General features: G+C 70.6%; 16 protein-coding genes and 1 pseudogene. 8 read left to right on the top strand and 9 right to left on the bottom strand.

The window, feature by feature from the left end:
• The first annotated feature begins 57 nt into the window (after positions 1-57).
• Both F4554_RS30530 and F4554_RS30525 read left to right on the top strand, forming a co-directional pair.
• A complete protein-coding gene (locus F4554_RS30530) occupies positions 58-1,320 on the top strand; it encodes a nucleotide sugar dehydrogenase (protein ID WP_179791043.1) in 1,263 nt (420 codons plus the stop codon).
• Positions 1,320-2,447 (top strand): glycosyltransferase family 4 protein, encoded by a 1,128-nt coding sequence (locus F4554_RS30525; RefSeq protein ID WP_179791042.1) that lies wholly within the window; start codon positions 1,320-1,322, stop codon positions 2,445-2,447. The genes F4554_RS30530 and F4554_RS30525 overlap by 1 nt, the downstream gene beginning before the upstream one ends.
• Positions 2,448-2,526: 79 nt before the next feature.
• On the opposite strand, the gene F4554_RS30520 is transcribed toward F4554_RS30525, so the two are convergent.
• The 3 genes from F4554_RS30520 to wecB form a co-directional block, all read right to left on the bottom strand.
• Positions 2,527-2,982 (bottom strand): VTT domain-containing protein, encoded by a 456-nt coding sequence (locus F4554_RS30520; protein ID WP_179791041.1) that lies wholly within the window; start codon positions 2,980-2,982, stop codon positions 2,527-2,529.
• Positions 2,982-3,659 carry a CDP-alcohol phosphatidyltransferase family protein gene (locus F4554_RS30515; protein ID WP_202889534.1) on the bottom strand — a complete coding sequence of 226 codons (678 nt, stop codon included), beginning with the start codon at positions 3,657-3,659 and terminating at the stop codon, positions 2,982-2,984. The genes F4554_RS30520 and F4554_RS30515 overlap by 1 nt, the downstream gene beginning before the upstream one ends.
• A gap of 142 nt (positions 3,660-3,801) precedes the next feature.
• On the bottom strand, positions 3,802-4,869 hold the full coding sequence (gene wecB / locus F4554_RS30510; protein ID WP_179791879.1) for a non-hydrolyzing UDP-N-acetylglucosamine 2-epimerase: 1,068 nt from the start codon (positions 4,867-4,869) through the stop codon (positions 3,802-3,804).
• A gap of 221 nt (positions 4,870-5,090) precedes the next feature.
• On the opposite strand from wecB, the gene F4554_RS30505 reads away from it, so the two are divergent.
• Positions 5,091-6,434, top strand: coding sequence for a nucleotide sugar dehydrogenase (locus F4554_RS30505; RefSeq protein ID WP_179791040.1), 1,344 nt, complete (start codon positions 5,091-5,093; stop codon positions 6,432-6,434).
• 12 nt (positions 6,435-6,446) lie between these two features.
• Here the strand turns inward: F4554_RS30505 and F4554_RS30500 are convergent, their stop codons facing one another.
• A complete protein-coding gene (locus tag F4554_RS30500) occupies positions 6,447-7,718 on the bottom strand; it encodes a GH25 family lysozyme (RefSeq protein ID WP_337796264.1) in 1,272 nt (423 codons plus the stop codon).
• Between the two features lie 714 nt (positions 7,719-8,432).
• On the opposite strand from F4554_RS30500, the gene F4554_RS30495 reads away from it, so the two are divergent.
• On the top strand, positions 8,433-9,110 hold the full coding sequence (locus F4554_RS30495; protein WP_179791039.1) for a sugar transferase: 678 nt from the start codon (positions 8,433-8,435) through the stop codon (positions 9,108-9,110).
• Between the two features lie 51 nt (positions 9,111-9,161).
• Here the strand turns inward: F4554_RS30495 and F4554_RS30490 are convergent, their stop codons facing one another.
• Entirely contained in the window at positions 9,162-9,872 is a 711-nt protein-coding gene (locus F4554_RS30490) for an LbetaH domain-containing protein (RefSeq protein ID WP_179791038.1), read from the bottom strand.
• Between the two features lie 208 nt (positions 9,873-10,080).
• On the opposite strand from F4554_RS30490, the gene cysD reads away from it, so the two are divergent.
• The 3 genes and pseudogenes from cysD (at position 10,081) to F4554_RS30475 (ending at position 13,322) form a co-directional block, all read left to right on the top strand.
• Complete coding sequence (gene cysD / locus F4554_RS30485; protein ID WP_179791037.1) at positions 10,081-10,986, top strand: sulfate adenylyltransferase subunit CysD; 906 nt, start codon at positions 10,081-10,083, stop codon at positions 10,984-10,986.
• The gene (cysN, locus tag F4554_RS30480) at positions 10,986-12,236 is read left to right on the top strand and encodes a sulfate adenylyltransferase subunit CysN (RefSeq protein WP_179791036.1); all 1,251 of its coding nucleotides are present in this window, start codon (positions 10,986-10,988) and stop codon (positions 12,234-12,236) included. The genes cysD and cysN overlap by 1 nt, the downstream gene beginning before the upstream one ends.
• Positions 12,237-12,460: 224 nt before the next feature.
• Positions 12,461-13,322, top strand: a pseudogene (locus F4554_RS30475) (IS5 family transposase).
• 18 nt (positions 13,323-13,340) lie between these two features.
• On the opposite strand, the gene F4554_RS30470 reads toward F4554_RS30475, so the two are convergent.
• From F4554_RS30470 to F4554_RS30460, 3 genes are all read right to left on the bottom strand, one after another.
• Complete coding sequence (locus F4554_RS30470; protein WP_202890276.1) at positions 13,341-14,510, bottom strand: glycine C-acetyltransferase; 1,170 nt, start codon at positions 14,508-14,510, stop codon at positions 13,341-13,343.
• A 37-nt stretch (positions 14,511-14,547) separates the two neighbouring features.
• On the bottom strand, positions 14,548-15,594 hold the full coding sequence (gene tdh / locus F4554_RS30465; RefSeq protein ID WP_179791035.1) for an L-threonine 3-dehydrogenase: 1,047 nt from the start codon (positions 15,592-15,594) through the stop codon (positions 14,548-14,550).
• Between the two features lie 165 nt (positions 15,595-15,759).
• Positions 15,760-16,332 carry a TIGR03086 family metal-binding protein gene (locus tag F4554_RS30460; RefSeq protein WP_179791034.1) on the bottom strand — a complete coding sequence of 191 codons (573 nt, stop codon included), beginning with the start codon at positions 16,330-16,332 and terminating at the stop codon, positions 15,760-15,762.
• Between the two features lie 57 nt (positions 16,333-16,389).
• Here F4554_RS30460 and F4554_RS30455 point away from each other — a divergent pair, with 57 nt between their 5' ends.
• The gene (locus F4554_RS30455; RefSeq protein ID WP_179791033.1) at positions 16,390-16,758 is read left to right on the top strand and encodes a hypothetical protein; all 369 of its coding nucleotides are present in this window, start codon (positions 16,390-16,392) and stop codon (positions 16,756-16,758) included.
• A gap of 8 nt (positions 16,759-16,766) precedes the next feature.
• On the opposite strand, the gene F4554_RS30450 is transcribed toward F4554_RS30455, so the two are convergent.
• A complete protein-coding gene (locus tag F4554_RS30450; protein WP_179791032.1) occupies positions 16,767-18,269 on the bottom strand; it encodes a serine hydrolase domain-containing protein in 1,503 nt (500 codons plus the stop codon).
• Positions 18,270-18,291 lie beyond the last annotated feature (22 nt).

The following is an 18,291-nucleotide window of genomic DNA, read 5'->3' as shown; positions in this document are numbered from 1 at the left end:
TAACTCTCCCTGGCTCGACGTCGTTTCGCGGCTTCGGCGGGGAATCCCCAACCTAGGGTGCGGAGCGTGCGTGACCTCGCTGTCGTCGGTCTTGGATACGTCGGTCTTCCCTTGGTCCGTGAGGCCTGCCGGGCGGGACTTCGAGTCGTCGGACTCGATGTCTCACCGCGCGTGGTCGCGGGCCTGGCTGCCGGGCGTTCCCACATCGACGATCTCTCCGATACCGACGTGACCGCCATGCTGGCCGCCGGGCTGACCGTGACCACCGACGCCGAGGAGGCGCTGAGCTCCGTCGGCACGGTGGTGATCTGCGTGCCGACGCCGCTCGACGACGACGGCGGCCCCGACCTGACAGCGGTGCGATCAGCCGCCGCCTCCGTGGCGGACCACCTGCGGCCGGGCATGCTGGTCGTACTCGAGTCGACTACCTACCCCGGCACCACCGACGAGGTGGTCCGCCCGATCCTGGAGAAGTCCGGGCTCACCGCCGGGGTGCAGTTCGCGTTGGCGTTCTCGCCCGAACGCATCGACCCCGGCAACCCCACCTACGGCCTGCGCAACACCCCGAAGGTGGTCGGTGGGCACACCGCGCACTGCACGGAGCGGGCGGTGGACTTCTACGGCCGGATCTGTGACCAGGTGGTGCGGGCGAAGGGCACCCGCGAGGCCGAGATGGCCAAGCTGCTGGAGAACACCTACCGGCACGTCAACATCGCCCTGGTCAACGAGATGGCGATCTTCTGCCACGAGCTCGGCATCGACCTGCGGGACGCGATCGAGGCGGCGGCCACCAAGCCGTTCGGGTTCCAGGCGTTCTACCCCGGTCCCGGCGTGGGCGGGCACTGCATCCCCATCGACCCCAACTACCTGTCGTACAAGGTCAAACGGCTGGGCTACCCGTTCCGGTTCGTGGAGCTTGCCCAGGAGATCAACCAGCGGATGCCGTCCTACGTCGCCCAGCGGGTGCAGGACCTCGTCAACGACGCCGGCAAATCGGTGCGCGGGTCGACGGTGCTGATCCTCGGGGTCACCTACAAGCCGAACATCGCCGACCAGCGCGAGTCGCCGTCGCGGCCGGTGGCCCGCAGGCTGCGCCGGATGGGCACCAACCTCGTCTTCCACGACCCCTACGTCACCGAGTGGGAGGTCGACGGGGAGCCGGTGCCCCGGGTGGACGACCTCGACGACGCGCTCGCCACCGCCGACCTCGCCCTCCTGCTGCAGGACCACGCCGGCTACGACGCGCGGACGTTGTCCCGCGCGCGGCTGTTGTTCGACACGCGCGGGCGGGTCCGCGACGGGACGGCCGAGGTGCTGTGATGCCCGGCCTGCGCGTACTCGTGTGCACGGTCGTGCACCATCCGCAGGACGCGCGCATACTTCACCGGCAGATCAGGGCCATGCTGGACGCCGGATACACAGTGACCTACGCCGCGCCCTTCTCGGCGTACGCCACCACGGCCTGGCCGGAGGTGACGGCGGTCGACCTGCCCCGGGCGCTGGGCCGGCAACGTTCCGACGCGCTCCGCGCTGCCAGGCACGTCCTGCGAACCCACGGGGCGGACGCCGACGTGGTGCTGCTGCACGACCCCGAGCTGCTGCTCGTCCTGCCCGGACTCGACCTGCCCGGCGCGGTGGTGTGGGACGTGCACGAGGACACCGGCGCGGCTCTGGTGGCCAAGAGCTGGCTCCCCGGCGCCGTGCGGCCGCTGGCCCGTGCGGGCGTGCGGATGGTCGAGGAGTGGGCCGAACGCAACCTCCGGCTGATCCTCGCCGAGCCCGGCTACCGCGGCCGGTTCCGGCGGATCCACCCGGTGGTGCCCAACACCACCTACGTGCCCGAGTCCGTGGAGCCGTCCGGTGCGGACCGGGTGGTCTACGTCGGCCACCTGTCGGTCGCCCGCGGTGTCGACGTGATGCTCGACGCCGCGCGGCTGCTGGCCGGCAGCGGCCTGGACATCGACGTGGTCGGGCACGCCGACTCCTACTCCCGCCGGGCGCTGGTCCGCGCCCAGCAGGAGGGGTTCCTGCGCTGGCACGGGTACGTCCCCAACGACAGGGCGCTGGCCCTGGTCGACGGTGCCCTGTGCGGCCTGTCGCTGCTGCGCGACCTGCCCAACTACCGGCACTCGATGCCCACCAAGGTGCTGGAGTACATGGCGCACGGCGTGCCCGTGGTCTCCACCCCGCTGCCGGCGGCGGTGTCCCTGACCCAGGTGAACAGGTGCGGGCTACTGGTCCCCTTCGACGACGCCGAGGCCACCGTGGCGGCGATCCTGCGGCTGCGCGACGACGCGGAGTTGCGGGCCTCGATGGGAAAGCGCGGGCACGCGGTGGCGCGCACCGGCTACCACTGGCCGCAGACCGCCCGGGAGTTCCTGATGCGACTGGAGGCCTGGGCACAGGCGGCCCGCCCGCACCAGTGCATCACCCTCGGCAGCCTCTGACCCCGGCTTGCTCTGACCCCGGCTTGCTCTGGCCCCGGTGGGCGGGGGTTGGTGGGCGGGGGTTGGCGGGCGCCTGGGCTCAGAGGAACGCCTTGATGATGCCCAGCAACGAGGCGAACCGCAGCAGCCGGCCGACGAACCCGACCACCACGAACAACGTGATCGACACCCGGAGCTGGCCCGCCAGCACCGAGACCACGGCGAACGGCGGGAACCCCAGAGCGGCCGAGACCAGCAGCAGCACCGCGGCCAGCCACGGCCGGTCACCGATCCGGCGCTGCCAGGTGAGGAACGTGTTCCGCCACTTCGGCGACTCGGTCTTCTTGCGTACCCACCGCCAGCGCAGCGAGTTGCGGCCGATCAGGAAGAACGCCACCTTGCCCACCATCTGCCCGCCGGCCGCCGCGGCGGCGACCAGCCAGGTGGAGTGGCCGGTGAAGGTCGCGGCCACCGCGCCGACGTACGCCTCGGCGTTGAACAGCGGGATCAGCGCGGACGCGATGCAGTAGCAGAACGTCGCGGTGAGCAGTCCCATCAGGCCGCCTGGCCCGCGTGGCCCGCCTGGCCCGCCTGAGCGGCCGGGTTCGGCGAGCCGGTCGCCTGCGGAAGCGGCAGGCCGAGCCGGTCGAGCCGGACCAGCGACCAGACCTTCACCGCGAGCAGGCACAGCGCCACCGCGGTGCACAGGGGTACGGAGTGGGTGATCACCATGAGCAGCGCGACCGCCGAGGAGTTGGCCGCCTTGCCCGGCTTGGACCAGTTGGCCAGCCAGATCGGCCGGTCGACCAGATAGAAGTAGTTGGGGCTGCGCAGCGGCCAGGCCAGGAACGCCAGCGACACGAACGTGTCCACGACCGCGAACTCGAGCAGGAAGACACCCACCGGCAGTGCCATCGCCGGCTCCAGCCAGACCAGCCCGACGTAGAAAGTGCCCGCACACAGCCGGTCACTCACGATGTCGAACACCGCGCCGATCCGGGTCTCGGTATCGGTCAGCCGGGCCAGGGCGCCGTCAGCCATGTCGCCCACCCAGTAGACCGCCAGCGCGACCAGCAGCAGGGTCAGCGACCGGTCGTACGCGGCGTACAACGCGAGGCCCACGGACGCCACGGTGCGGACGAAGGTGACGACGGTCGCGCCGGTGAGCAGGCGTTCGGCCTCCGGGCACTGCCAGCCCCGCTCCGGGCGGGCCGAGGTGGTCATGGTCGCCATCAGTCCACTCCCAGCCCGGTGACGTCGTAAGGCCACACCATAACGGGTGATCGGCGACGGACGGCGCGTACCGGACGGGATGGGAGCAGCGGGCGGACCGGTGGAGCAAGCAGCGGAACGGGGCGAGTCGGTCAACGGGGGCTCAGCCCGCTTCCAGCGCCTCGACGGTCCGGCGCGCTGCGTGCCCGTCGCCGTAGGGGGTGCCGCGTTCAGCGGTCGGCGCCGGACGGGCGGCCAGTTCCTTGAGCTGGGTGAGGTTCGGGTCGAGGACGTTCCAGCCTCCGGCCAGTGTCTCGGTCCACTCGGTCTCCGTCCGCAGCGTCGTGCAGGGGACGCCGAGCAGGAACGCCTCCTTCTGCAGGCCGCCGGAGTCGGTGACCACGCCGCGGGAGCCGAGGACGGCGCGCACCATGTCGGGGTAGGCGAGCGGTGGCAGGGCGTGCAGGCCCGGTCGTGCCAGGTCGATGCCGAACTCCGCGCACCGCGCGACCAGGCGGGGATGGGCGAGCAGGGCGACCGGTTCGTCCAGCCCGGCGAGCGCGTCGACCACCGCCGCGAGCCGGGCCGGGTCGTCGGTGTTGTCGGCGCGGTGCACGGTCGCGACCAGGTAGCCGCCGGGCTCGCCGCCGAGGGCCTCGTCGAGTTCGGCGGGCAGGGGCGTGCCGGCCACGGCGTCGCGTACGCCGAAGCACACGTCGGTCATCACGTCGCCGACCAGGACCGAGCGGCCGGCCAGACCCTCGCCGGACAGGTGAGCCATGGCCGCGTCGGTCGGCGCGAGCAACAGGTCGGCGGCGTGGTCGGTGAGGACGCGGTTGTGTTCCTCGGGCATCCGCCGGTTGAACGACCGCAGGCCCGCCTCCAGGTGCGCGACCCGCAGGTGCTGCTTCACCGCGGACAGCGTGCCGGCCAGGGTGGAGTTGGTGTCGCCGTACACCAGCACCCAGTCCGGTCGCCGCTCGGCTAGCACCGAGTCCAGCGCGGTCAGCATCGCGCCCGTCTGCGCGCCGTGCGTGCCCGAGCCCACGCCGAGGTGGACGTCCGGCGTGGGTATCGCGAGGTCGGTGAAGAACACCTCCGACATCCGGGTGTCGTAGTGCTGGCCGGTGTGCACGATGAGGTGCCGGTGGCCGGTCGCGGCGAAGGCGGCGGCGACCGGAGCCAGCTTGACGAACTGCGGGCGGGCGCCGACGACGCTCAGCACCGTCAGCGGGCGCCCGGACCGCCCGGGCACCTCGGGCCGCCCCGGTTGCTCGGGGTGCTTGGTCACTGTGCCTCCTCGAGGTGAGCCGGCGCCCTCGCGCAGGTGCCGGCGACAAGACCCGTAACGTTAGCGGCGCGTCACACTCCGTACCGGACTTCGCGGCAGGTTACCCTAGCCAGCGACCCGCCGGAGTCCCTCGGATCCCTTCCCAGGAAGACGTGTTGCCCGTGAAGATCACCGTTGTCGGCCTGGGCAAGATCGGCTTGCCACTGGCCGTCCAGTTCGCCGGCAAGGGCCACAGCGTCACCGGCGTGGACACCAACCCGCGCGTCGTGGAGTCGGTCAATGCCGGTATCGAGCCCTTTCCGGGCGAGGCCGAGTTGGACGTACGCCTGAAGCAGGCGGTGGCCGACGGCGCGCTGACGGCCACGTCCGACTACTCCCGCGCCGTTCCGCAGGCGGAGTACGTCGTTGTGGTGGTGCCGCTGTTCGTCGACGACGAGGGCCTGCCCGACTTCGGCTGGATGGACTCCGCCACCACCGCGATCGCGGCGCACCTGCGTGCCGGCACGACGGTGATCTACGAGACGACCATGCCGGTGGGCACCTGCCGGACCCGCTGGAAACCCGCGCTGGAGCAGGGATCGGCGCTCACCGAGGGCATCGACTTCTGGGTGGTCTTCTCACCGGAACGCGTACTCACCGGTCGCGTTTTCGCCGATCTGCGGAAATATCCGAAACTGATCGGAGGGCTCGACCCGGCCGGCGCCGAGCGGGCCCGGGCCTTCTACGAAGCGGTGCTCGACTTCGACATCCGGACCGACCTGCCCCGGCCCAACGGCGTGTGGGATCTCGGTTCGGCCGAGGCGGCCGAGCTCGCGAAGCTCGCCGAGACGACCTACCGCGATGTCAACATCGGGTTGGCGAACCAGTTCGCGCGGTTCGCCGAGGCCAACGGCATCGACGCCCTCGCCGTGATCGACGCCGCGAACTCCCAGCCCTACAGCCACATCCACCGCCCGGGCATCGCCGTCGGCGGGCACTGCATCCCGGTCTACCCGCGCCTGTACCTCTGGAACGACCCGGCCGCGACCGTGGTGCGGGCCGCCCGTGAGGCCAACGCCGCGATGCCGGCGTACGCCGTCGAGGTGCTGGCGCAGACGTACGGCGACCTGTCCGACGCGCGGGTGGTGGTGCTCGGCGCGGCCTATCGGGGCGGGGTGAAGGAGACCGCGTTCTCCGGGGTGTTCGGCACGGTCGCCGCCCTGCGCCGCAGGGGCGCCCGGGCCGTTGTGCACGACCCGCTGTACGACGACGACGAGCTGGCCGCGCTCGGGTTCACCGCCTACCACCTCGGCACATCCGTCGACGCGGCGATCCTGCAGGCCGACCACCCGGAATACCGCGCGATCGGTCCGGCCGACCTGCCCGGCGTACGCGCCCTGGTCGACGGCCGCGCGGTCACCGACGAGAGCCGCTGGGCCGGGGTGCCCCGCCGGGTGATCGGCGTCGCGCCAGCAGGTGAACCCGGCGAGTCCCCCGACCGGAGCTGGCGCCCCGGCCGGGGCTGACGCCGCCGACCGTCAGCGCGGCCAGCGCTGGTTGGCGAAGGTCTTCAGGTCCGCCAGCGACCCGTTGAAGTAGTTCTTGTCGATCGGGGTCTCGGTGTACTGCCAGAAGGTGTGGCCCTTCTGCCAGCCTCCCGGCATGGGACCGGGATCGGGGTTGTAGCTCGCGAGCCACAGCGGGTTGCGGCCGAACGCGGTGCTGTTGCCGACGCACTGCTGCCACCACGAGCCGTTGGTGTAGATGACCGGGAGCCGGCCGGTGAGCCGCTTGTACTCGTTGCTGAAGTCGCGGACGAAGTTGACGATCCCGTTCGCCGACTGGTTGTAGCAGGTCGACACCCCGACCGCCTCGCCGAACTCGATGTCGAGCTCGCCTGGCAGCGTCTTGCCGTCGGGCTTCCAGTGCCCGCCGTTGGCGACGAAGAACCGCGCCTGTTCGGCGCCGCTGGACTGGTCGGGCCGGCCGAAGTGGTACGTGCCGTGCAGCATGCCGACCTTCGCCGAACCGTTGAACTGCTGGTCGAAGAACGGGTTCTTGTAGGACGTGCCCTCGGTCGCCTTGACGTAGGCGAACTTGAAGCCCTGGTCCCGGTAGTAGGGCCAGTCGACGTTGCCCTGGTGGCTGGCCACGTCGATGCCGGGAGCTCCTCGGGTCAGCCCGCGCGGTTCCCACCTGGTCTCGGCCGGCTTGGCCGCGGACTTCTTCGGGGCCTGCGACTTGTTCGCCTTCGCCTTCTTCGCCGCGGCGTCCTTCGCGACCTTTGCCTGGGCGAGCTTCTTCGCGGCCTCGGCCCTGCGGAGCTCGGCGACCTTCCGCTCGGCTGCCTTCTTCGCGGCCGCGGCCCGCGCGACCTCGCGTACCGCCGCGGCGTGCTGCTGGGTGGCCACCCGCAGGGCGAGCACCGCCTGCTTGAGGTCGGCCACCTCGCCGGTGGCGGCGACGACTCCGTCGGGCTGCGGCGGCTGAACGGGCCGGGCGGCCTGCTGCTGCGCGGCGCCGGCCGCGGCGCCGGGTCGGTAGCGGGCGAGGTAGTCGGGACCGCCGAACGCCTGCGGGGACATCCGCAGGCCCGGGATGCCGGCCAGGTCGCCGTCGGCCCTCGCACCGGCTGCACCGGACGCTCCGGCCGCTCCGGCGGACGTGGTGGCGTACGACGGTGCGGCGACCCCGAGCGTGAGCGCGGCGGCGCCGACCAGGGTGGCGGCACCGCGGGTGAGGGACGAACGGCGCGAGCGGGGACGGGGCGGCTCGCTGGGGTTGCTACGCGCGGATGCGGAAAGCCGCACTGAGGACTCCTTCTTTCGGGTCTGCGTCGTTCACACGGGCCACCCGAACGAAGGAGAAATCTCTCACAGAATTCTCGGATTCCGGCACACAGGACAGCGCTGTCGATGCTGTTGATGCTCGGACATGTCGGAGGCCGTGCTCGTTTTGTGTCGGCTTTCGGCCCCCGTGGCCGTGCTGCATTGTGCGGGATTTCGGTGAGAACTTTCAAATGCTCGTCCCGGCATGCGGAAGCGCAGGTCGGGAGGAAAGCGGACTGTCGCGACGAGTTCCACCGGCGGATCGACGTGGTCAGGTGTTCAGAAGCCGATCTTCGAACTCCGTCCCGAATGAGCGCGAACAGTGGAATCCCAAGCGGGTGAACGATCTACGTACGTACAAACACGGGCACCGCGGGGCCCGTTATCGTCCTATTTGTCGTACACAACAGGTTTGTCGTGGACAGTAAGGGAAGATCACTTCTGGGCATCGACAGTCACCCCTCCGGGTATCTCCTGCGACGTGAGAACGCCCACAGATCTTCGCGTCAGCGAATTGAAGCGGTGTTCTCGCAGACGGCCCGGACAACTGTCCGAAACATCGTCTGTCCGCACCGACCGGCATCTGTTCGTATCGGCCATCACGTCCGCTTCTTCCCTTACGGAAAACCTCTGCGGACGCCTGCCGTGCGACGGGCACCGGAACAGGCGCGGTCGCCCGTCGCCGAGGGGAGCGCTGTGAGAATCCAGGTGGCACGAGGGTGCAAGCGGGCCTTCGACATCGGGCTCGCCCTCGCCGGGTTGGGGGTCCTCTCGCCGCTGGTCCTCGCCATCTGCTTGGTGGTCCGATGGCGGCTGGGCGCCCCCGTGCTCTTTAGTCAGCAGCGCACCGGGATGAACGGCCGGCCGTTCCCCGTCCTGAAGTTCCGCACGATGACCGACCGCCGCGACCGCGACGGCGATCTGCTCCCCGACCACCGGAGGCTCACCCGACTGGGCCGGCTGCTGCGCGCGCTGAGCCTGGACGAGATCCCGCAGCTGATCAACGTCCTGCGTGGCGACATGAGCATCGTCGGCCCGCGACCGCTGCTGCGGAAGTACGACCTCTGGTACACCGCGCACGAACGCCGCCGGTTCGACGTCCGCCCGGGGATCACCGGGCTGGCGCAGATCGCCGGGCGCAACACCGTCAGCTGGAGCGCCCGGCTGAGCTTGGACGTGGAGTACGTCGAGCGGTGCTCGCTGTGGCTGGACCTGCGGATCGTCCTGCAGACCGCGAAGATCGTCTTCACCCGGGAGGGCGTCGTGGTCGACTCCCGTGCGCTGATGTCCGACCTGGACGAGGAACGCGGCGAGGCGCTGACCGACGAACTCGTCCTGGACGCGAAGGCCCGGCGACTGTTGCGTGCCGGCTGACCGTTCGCCGGCGGCCCCGGCGGCTCCGGCGGCTCGGCAGGCTCCGGCAGGTCAGTGTGCCTGCGGCCGGGCCGGAACGCCGACCACCACGGTCCGCGGCGGCACGTCCCTGGTCACCACCGCTCCCGCGCCGACGAAGGCGCCCGCGCCTACCGTCAGTCCCTGCCGTACGAACGCGTTCGAGCCCACGGTGGCGCCGACGGCGAGGTGCACCGAGCCGGCGACGTTGGCGCCCGGCAGGACCGTGGTGACGTCGGACAGCCGGCAGTCGTGGCCGAGCGTGGTGTTGTAGCTGATCTGTACGTGCCGGCCGAGGACGCACGAGGACGAGACATACGCCATCGCGAGGACGACGCTGCCGGCGCCCAGGACCGTCTCCGGGCCGATCACGGCGCGCGGGTGCACGATCGTGCGGGGGTTCAGCCCGCGGCCCTCGAACTCGGCGGACAGCCGGGCCCGCACCTCGGGGTCGGAGATCGCGACCACGAAGTCGTCGTCGACCTCGTCCGGGTGGACGATCGGCAGGCCGCGGACCTTCTCCCCCGCGAGCGCGTGGTCACAGAACACCACCGGCTCGGTCACCGCACGGCCGTTGCCGAGGGACCCGTTCGCCGACACACCGTTTCCCGGGGCGCTCTGCCCGGCGCCACCATTGCCCGGGCGACTCAGGTGACCGGACCCCGACGCACTGTCGCGGGCAGCGAGTACCGCGTCGTAGGTCTCCCGGCCGAAGCCGCCCGCTCCCACGATGAACAGCGTCATCGCATCCCTACCGAGGTCATGCGTACTCCCCGTCCGTTACCGTCGTGTCCGTCGGCCGCGTGTGATGTCCAGGATCCGGCGATGCGAGTGGGTTCCCGCAGCGCTGCAGGTACCATCGCTCCGTTCGTCCACGTTGCCGAGACTTTCGAATTTGCTGCCCATGGGTGGTCCGCCGGAGGACCCACCTCGACGACCACCTGGTGGTGTTATGCCCCTCGACTACCGCTTGTCCCACCTGCAGGCCCTCGAGTCCGAATCCATTCACATCATTCGTGAGGTGGCTGCGGAGTTCGAGCGGCCGGCGCTGCTGTTCTCCGGCGGCAAGGACTCCTGCGTGATGCTGCGCCTCGCCCAGAAGGCGTTCTGGCCGGCCCGCATCCCGTTCGCCCTCCTGCACGTCGACACCGGGCACAACTTCGCCGAGGTGATCGACTTCCGCGACCGGCTGGTCGCCGACCTCGGCGTACGCCTGGTGGTCGGCTCGGTGCAGGAAGCCATCGACGAGGGTCGGCTGACCGAGCGCCCCGGCCAGAGCCGCAACCCGCTGCAGACCCAGGTCCTGCTGGAGACGGTCGAGAAGCACAGCTTCGACGCGCTGATGGGCGGGGCGCGCCGCGACGAGGAGAAGGCCCGCGCGAAGGAACGCGTCTTCTCCTTCCGCGACGAGTTCGGCCAGTGGGACCCCAAGAACCAGCGACCCGAGCTCTGGAACATCTACAACGGCCGGATCCACCCCGGAGAGTCGATCCGGGCGTTCCCGGTGTCCAACTGGACCGAGCTCGACATCTGGCAGTACATCTCCGACGACAACGTGGAGATCCCGTCCATCTACTTCGCGCACCGGCGCAAGGTGTTCGAGCGCGACGGGATGCTGCTCTCGGAGTCGGCCGTCCTGCCCCGGCGGGAGGGTGAGGAGCTGCACGAGGCGACGGTCCGTTACCGCACGGTCGGCGACATTTCCTGCACCGGAGCGGTGGAGTCGACCGCGGCCACCGTGGCCGACATCATCACCGAGGTGGCCACCAGCCGGATCACCGAGCGCGGCGCGACCCGCGCCGACGACCGGGTGAGCGAGGCCTCGATGGAAGACCGCAAGCGGGAAGGTTATTTCTAGTGGATCTCCTGCGCTTCGCCACGGCGGGCAGCGTCGACGACGGCAAGAGCACCCTGATCGGGCGCCTGCTCTACGACTCCAAGGCGATCTTCGAGGACCAGTTGGAGTCCGTCGAACGCACCAGCCGCGACCGGGGCTTCGAGTACACCAACCTCGCGCTGCTCACCGACGGACTGCGCGCCGAGCGCGAGCAGGGCATCACCATCGACGTGGCGTACCGCTACTTCGCCACGCCCAAACGCAAGTTCATCATCGCCGACACCCCCGGACACATCCAGTACACCCGCAACATGGTGACCGGCGCCTCCAACGCCGACCTCGCCCTGGTGCTGGTCGACGCGCGCAACGGCCTGGTCGAGCAGACCCGCCGGCACGCGTTCCTGGTCTCGCTGCTGCGGGTGCCGCACCTGGTCGTCTGCGTCAACAAGATGGACCTGGTCGACTACGACCAGGAGGTGTACGAGCGCATCCGGCAGGAGTTCCTGGGCTTCGCCACCAAGCTGACGACCCCCGACCTGCAGGTGATCCCGATCTCCGCGCTCGCCGGTGACAACGTCGTCGAGCGGTCGACCAACATGCCGTGGTACGACGGGCCGTCGCTGCTGCACCACCTGGAGAACATCCACGTCGCCAGCGACCGCAACCTCCAGGACCCCAGGCTGCCGGTGCAGTACGTCATCCGCCCGCACTCCGACGACTACCACGACTACCGCGGGTACGCCGGTCAGGTCGTCGGCGGGGTGCTCAAGCCCGGTGACGAGGTGATGGTGCTCCCGTCCGGGATGACCTCGCGGATCAAACGCATCGACACCGCCGACGGCCCGGTCGACGAGGCGTTCTCGCCGATGTCGGTGACGGTGCTGCTCGAGGACGACCTCGACGTCTCCCGCGGCGACCTGATCTGCCGTCCGCACAACCAGCCCACGGTCGCGCAGAACCTCAGCGCGATGGTCAGCTGGATGACCGACGCGCCGCTGAAGCCAGGTCAGCGGATCTACATCAAGCACACCACCCGCACCGCCAGGGCGATTGTCAAGAAGCTGCACTACCGGCTCGACGTCAACACCCTGCACCGCGACGAGAGCGCCGACCGGCTCGCGCTGAACGAGATCGGGCGGGTCGACCTGCGGGTGGCCCAGCCGTTGTTCGTCGACGACTACGCACGCAACCGGCAGACGGGCGGCTTCGTCCTGGTCGACGAGGCCACCAACGTCACCGTCGGCGCCGGCATGGTGATGAACGCCGACTAGGGCGTGGGCCGGCAGCTCGTTGCAGTGTGGAAGGTGCGGGTGGTCAGGACCCCCGTTGGTTTCACGCTTCCGGGTTGGGGCGGCTCGTCGTCGTGAAGTGTGGAGACTCGCGGTGGTCATAGCCCCGTTGGTCTCCACACTTCGGTACTAACCCCCAGCGACCTGCTGCAGCCCCTAGGGCGTGTCCTGCGGATCTTGGGTGATCGTTCGGTCACGATGTGTGGGTGGTTGGACGGGGTGAGGTTACTGACCGGGCGTGGGCGCGGATAGAGCCGTTGTTGCCGGGTGCGGGAGCACCTGGTGGCAGGTGGCGTGAGCATCGGCAGGTGGTCAACGCCATCTTGTGGAAGTTGCGTACCGGGGCACCCTGGCGTGACCTGCCAGAACGTTATGGGCCATGGAAGACAGCCCATGAGCGGTTACGGAAATGGACCGCGGACGGCACCTGGGACAAGCTGATGAGCGAGGTCGTCACCAAAGACGACTCCGTCGGTGAGGTCGAGTGGGTGATCAGTGTGGACTCCACCCACATCCGGGCACACCAGCATGCCGCTGGAGCCCGGAAAAAGGGGGCTGCGCGGACTGGATCGAAAACCTCGCCGTGCCAGGAGAGGCCCTGGGCAGATCCCGGGGCGGGCTGACCAGCAAACTGCACCTGGCCGTCGACGGCGCCGGGCTACCGGTCAGCGTGATCCTCACCCCCGGTCAGGCGGGTGACAACCCTCAACTGCTGCCGCTGCTGGATGAGATCTCCGACCGCGCATCGACGGGGTGCGGGTGCAGGTTGGGCGGGTGCTGGCCGACAAGGCCTATTCCCATCCCTCCACCCGCAAAGCCTTACGGCACAGGCGAATCAAGGTCACCATTCCCGAGCGTGCCGACCAGATCCAGCGCCGCAAACAACGCGGCCGAGCCGGCGGACGCCCACCAGCGTTCGACCCCGAGCTCTACCGCAACCGCAACGTGGTCGAACGCTGCTTCAACCGCCTCAAACAATTCCGCAGTCTGGCCACCCGCTACGCCAAACGGGCCGCCTACTACCGCTCCGAAGTCCTTATCGCCTGCCTCATCCTGCTCCTGCGATGAAGATCCGCAGGACACGCCCTAGCCGACCTTGTCCCGGGCCTGGGCGAAGGCGGATGCCGCGTGTTCGAGGTCCTCACGGGTGTGCGCGGCCGAGACCTGCGTACGGATCCGGGCCGTCCCGTGCGGCACGACGGGGTAGGAGAACGCCGTCACGTACACGCCGAGGTCGAGCAGGGCCGCCGCCATCCGGCCCGCGAGGACGGCGTCCCCGAACATCACCGGGATGATCGGGTGCTCCCCGGGGAGGACGTCGAAGCCCTCGTCCTCCAGCCGCTGCCGGAAGAACGCGGTGTTGTCGCGCAGCCGCTGCCGCAGTTCGTCGGAGGAGTCGAGCAGGTCGAAGACCGTGATCGAGGCGGCCGCGATCGCCGGGGCGAGGGAGTTGGAGAAGAGGTACGGCCGGGACCGTTGCCGCAGCAGTTCGACGATCTCGGCCCGGGCGCTGGTGTAGCCCCCGCTGGCCCCGCCGAGCGCCTTGCCCAGTGTGCCGGTGAGGATGTCCACCCGGTCGGCCACGCCGTGTAGTTCGGGCGTACCCCGGCCGTGCTCGCCGATGAAGCCCACCGCGTGGGAGTCGTCGACCATCACCAGCGCGCCGTAGGCGTCGGCGAGGTCGCAGATCTCGCGCAGTGGGGCGAAGTAGCCGTCCATGGAGAAGACGCCGTCGGTGGCGATCATCTTGAACCGTGCGTCCGAGGCGTCCTTCAGCTGCGCCTCGAGGTCGGCCATGTCGCGGTTTCGGTAGCGGAAGCGGCGCGCCTTGCACAGGCGCACGCCGTCGATGATGCTCGCGTGGTTGAGCGCGTCGGAGATGATCGCGTCCTCCGGGCCCAGCAGCGTCTCGAAGAGTCCGGCGTTGGCGTCGAAGCAGGAGCTGTACAGGATCGTGTCGTCGGTCCCGAGGAACGCCGAGATGCGGTTCTCCAGCCGCTTGTGCAGCTCCTGGGTGCCGCAGATGAACCGCACCGACGCCATCCCGAAGCCCCACTCGTCCAGGCCGGCCTTCGCCGCCGCGATGAGGTCGGGGTGGTCGGCCAGCCCGAGGTAGTTGTTGGCGCACAGGTTGAGGACCCGCTGGCCGTCGGCGACGCCGACGTTGGCGTTCTGCGGCGTGGTGAGCGGGCGCTCGTCCTTGGCGAGCCCGGCCGCCCGGATCTCCGCGAGCTGGGTCCGCAGGTGGTCGCGCATCGTGTAGGCCATGTCAGCCAAGTCCGTCCTTCCGGGGTCAGCTCCCCGCCGGCGAGTCCTGTCTCCAGTCGAGGATCACCTTGCCGCAGTTGCCGTCGCGCAGGGTCGCGAAGGCCTGTTCGTACTCGGCGGCCGGGAACCGGTGGGTGACCACCGGGGAGATGTCCAGGCCCTCCTCGACCAGCACCGACATCGCGTACCACGTCTCGTACATCTGCCGGCCGTAGATGCCCTGGATGGTCAGCATGGAGAGTACGACCCGGCTCCAGTCGATGCTGATCGGCCCCGACGGCAGCCCGAGGACCGCGATCCGGCCGCCGTGGGACATCGAGTCGACCATGGCCGGCAGCGCGCTCGGGTGGCCGGACATCTCCAGCCCGACGTCGAAGCCCTCCTTCATGCCGAGGTCGGCCTGGACCTGCGGAAGGGTGGTGCGGGAGACGTCGACGGCCGCGGTGACGCCCACCTTGCGGGCGAGTTCGAGGCGGTACGGGTTGACGTCGGTGATCACCACGTGGCGCGCGCCGGCGTGCCGGACCACGGCCGCCGCCATCAGGCCGATCGGGCCGGCGCCGGTGATCAGGACGTCCTCGTTGACCACCGGGAACGCCAGCGCGGTGTGCACGGCGTTGCCGAACGGGTCGAAGATCGTGGCCACGTCGAGGTTGATGTCGGCCGGGTGCTTCCACAGGTTGCCGGCCGGCAGGGTGAGGTGGTCGGCGAACGCGCCGGCCCGGGTGATTCCCACTCCCTGGGTGTGCGCGCAGAGGTGCCGGCGGCCGGCCATGCAGTTGCGGCAGCGACCGCACACCAGGTGACCCTCGCCGCTCACCAGGTCACCGACCGCCACCCGGTCCACGCCGGCGCCGACCTCGACCACCCGGCCGACGAACTCGTGGCCGACCACCAGCGGGACGGACACGTGGGTCCGAGCCCACTCGTCCCAGTTCAGGATGTGCAGGTCGGTGCCGCAGATGCCGGTCTGCAGGACCTGGACGAGCGCCTCGCCCGGGCCCGGCTCGGGTTCGGGGACCTCCTCCAGCCACAGACCGGGCTCGGCCTTGGCCTTCACGAGCGCGCGCATTCGATCTCCACTGCTGGTGTGTCGTCCCGGTGTGGTGGCCGGGGCTCTTGTCGGACCGCGGTCGGGGTCGCCGACCGGGCCTACCTGTCTGGCCCACCTGTCTAGTCCACCAGCCTGGGGCACCTGTCAGGGCCGTCGACCAGGGCCGTCGACCAGGGCCGTCGATCAGGGCCGCCGGCCGACCAGGGCGATCAGTTGGTCCTGAATGTCGTCGGAGGCGGTGCGGACCGGCGGCGCGAGCATACTGCTGCCCTGCCACTGGGGCACCCGCACCGAGGCGTACTCCCAGACGTGCCGCACCGCGCGGGGGTCCAGCCGGTCGTCCAGGCCGGCGCCGCGGGCCAGGTCCCAGGCGTGCACCACGAGGTCGGTCAGCATCTGCTCGGCGTACTCCTCCACCGAGGTGTCGCCGAACGACAGATGAACGGTGTCGTCGTCCCTCGCCTCCTCCCACGCGGCCAGCGAGGCGGTGACGGCGGCGTCCCAGGCGGCGACCGGATTCTCGCCGAGCACGTCCCCGTCGTAGCGGTCGCCCACCTGCTCGATGGTCTCGCCCCGAAGCAGGTGCGGCGCCCACAGGTGCTCGGCGACCAGGTGGTTGACCAGGTCGCGCACCGACCACTCGGTGCAGGGGGTGGGTGCGGACCAGCCGTCAGGGGGTACGCCGTGCACGCGGGCGCCGAACTCCCGGGCCGCCGCGGGGATCAGGGTCCGGGCGGAACCTTGGGTCATCGTCATGTGAACGACCTCCCGGTGACGCTGGCGGGTCGGCCGGCTACCTGATAGCGTTCGAACATGCTTTCGAATGCCTCTCGCGTGTCGTCGGGCGGGCTCGACGAGATCGACGCGGTAGCCCTCGGCCAGGCCGGCCTGCAGGCGCTGGCGCTCGCCGGCACGGCAATCCTTGCACGCTATGTGACCACCGAAAGTCACGCTGACGGAATGACCGAACTCGAAGGCGTGGTGCCGCACCCGCAGTGGACGATCCTGATGCGGGCGATCAGCGCCTTCTCCGAGCCGGCCCCGGGCGACGGGGCGGCGGCGCTGGGGGAGTCCGGTGAGTCCGACCCGGGCGACCGGCAGGCGGCGGCGCTCACCGCCATGTGCCGGCGCGCCCGGACCACGCTGACCAGGGAGCACCAGATGGCGCCCCGGCGCAACTGATCTCCGGCTCACTCGCCGTCCGTGCTGCCAGCAGAGCTGCCGTTCCGGTCGGTCCCGGTCCACCCGGCCGGGTGCACGCCGCCGGGGATCGGGGCGTTCGGGTCATACGGCTCACGGGCGTAGATGAACGTCGCGATGTCCAGATGGGTCACCTCGCCGTCGGGGCAGCGGCCGACCCGCAGCGTCTCCCCGGCGTAGTAGCCGTCCAGCCCGGTCCAGGTGCCGTCGGCGTTCGGCCGAAACCGCGACGCCCGGCCACCCTCGCCGATCGGGCGCAGGTCGAGCATCCCGTCCCGCCCGGCCCGCAGCGCCGACGCCATCGGGCCCCAGTACCACGGCCCCACCAGGTCCAGCGTCCCCGCGGGCAGGCTCGGCACCGGCGTCCACTCCGGTGCAAGCCGGGGCTCGCGCGCCTCCACCACGTCGATCAGGTCCGACACCAGGCCGAGCGGCCGCAGCCCCGAGGTCGTGTTGCCCAGGCATACCCCGCCGAGGTTCTGCTCGACGTCGACGTACAACCCGGCGAGGAAGCCCGGCATCGAGCCGCCGTGGCCGACGAGGGTGCGCTCACCGGCCCGCAGCACCTGCCAGCCCAGCCCGTACCCCGAGGTCCAGGTCGGCGCCTGCTCCACCGCGTGCGGCTCGCGCATCTCCGCCAGCGTGTCGGGGCTGAGCACGCCGCCGGTGTCCCCGGCCGCGAACGCCGCCCACCGGGCCAGGTCCGCGACGGTCGACCACAGCTGCCCGGCCGGTGCCATCGCGCCCGCGTCGTGGTCGGGTTCGGGGAGTACGACATCGGCCCACGGGTGTACGGCATACCCGGACGCGTGCGGCCGCTGCGGTGCGTACGTCGTACGGCGAAGCTCCAGCGGCTCCAGCACCTCGCTCCGCAGCGCCTCCCACCACGAGCAGCCCCGGTGCCGGGCCACGACCTCGCCGAGCACGCCGAAGCCCAGGTTGGAGTAGTGGAAGCGGCGGCCGGCCCGCTGCCTGGCAACCCCGCCGTCCAGCGTCTCCGCGAGCCCGGGCCACTCCGCTCCCGGGGTGCGCTCCCACCACGGACCGTTCGTCTCCGCCTGCAGCCCGGACACGTGCGCGAGCAGCTGCGCGAGCGTGCGGTCGCCGAACGGCGTACCCGGCACGTGCCGGTCGAGTGGGTCGGCGAAGTCCAGCCGGCCCTCGTCGCGCAGCCGGGCCACCAGCACCGCGGTGAACGTCTTGCTGATCGACCCGATCCGCGACTGCGTGTCCGCGTCCGGGCGGGTGCCGCCGACCCGGCCGCGGCCGCCGCTCCACGCGAGCGCCCCGTCGCGCATCACCGCGGCGGTGAGGGCGGGAATCCGGCCGGAGGACTGCTCCTGGGCGACCCGCCGCAGCAACTCCGCTCCGGTCTCCGGCCGCACGGGCTCGGGCCGGCCGTGCTCCTGCTGGACGGATGGATGGAAGGACGACTGGGCGGGCGACTGGGCGGGCTCGGACGGGACGGACCCGGCATCTCTGCGCTGTGGCATCCGCCCAGGTTATGGCGGTCTG

It is taken from the genome of Actinopolymorpha rutila (assembly GCF_013407855.1).
Taxonomy (GTDB): domain Bacteria; phylum Actinomycetota; class Actinomycetes; order Propionibacteriales; family Actinopolymorphaceae; genus Actinopolymorpha; species Actinopolymorpha rutila.
This window is presented reverse-complemented; position numbering and strand designations above follow the sequence as displayed.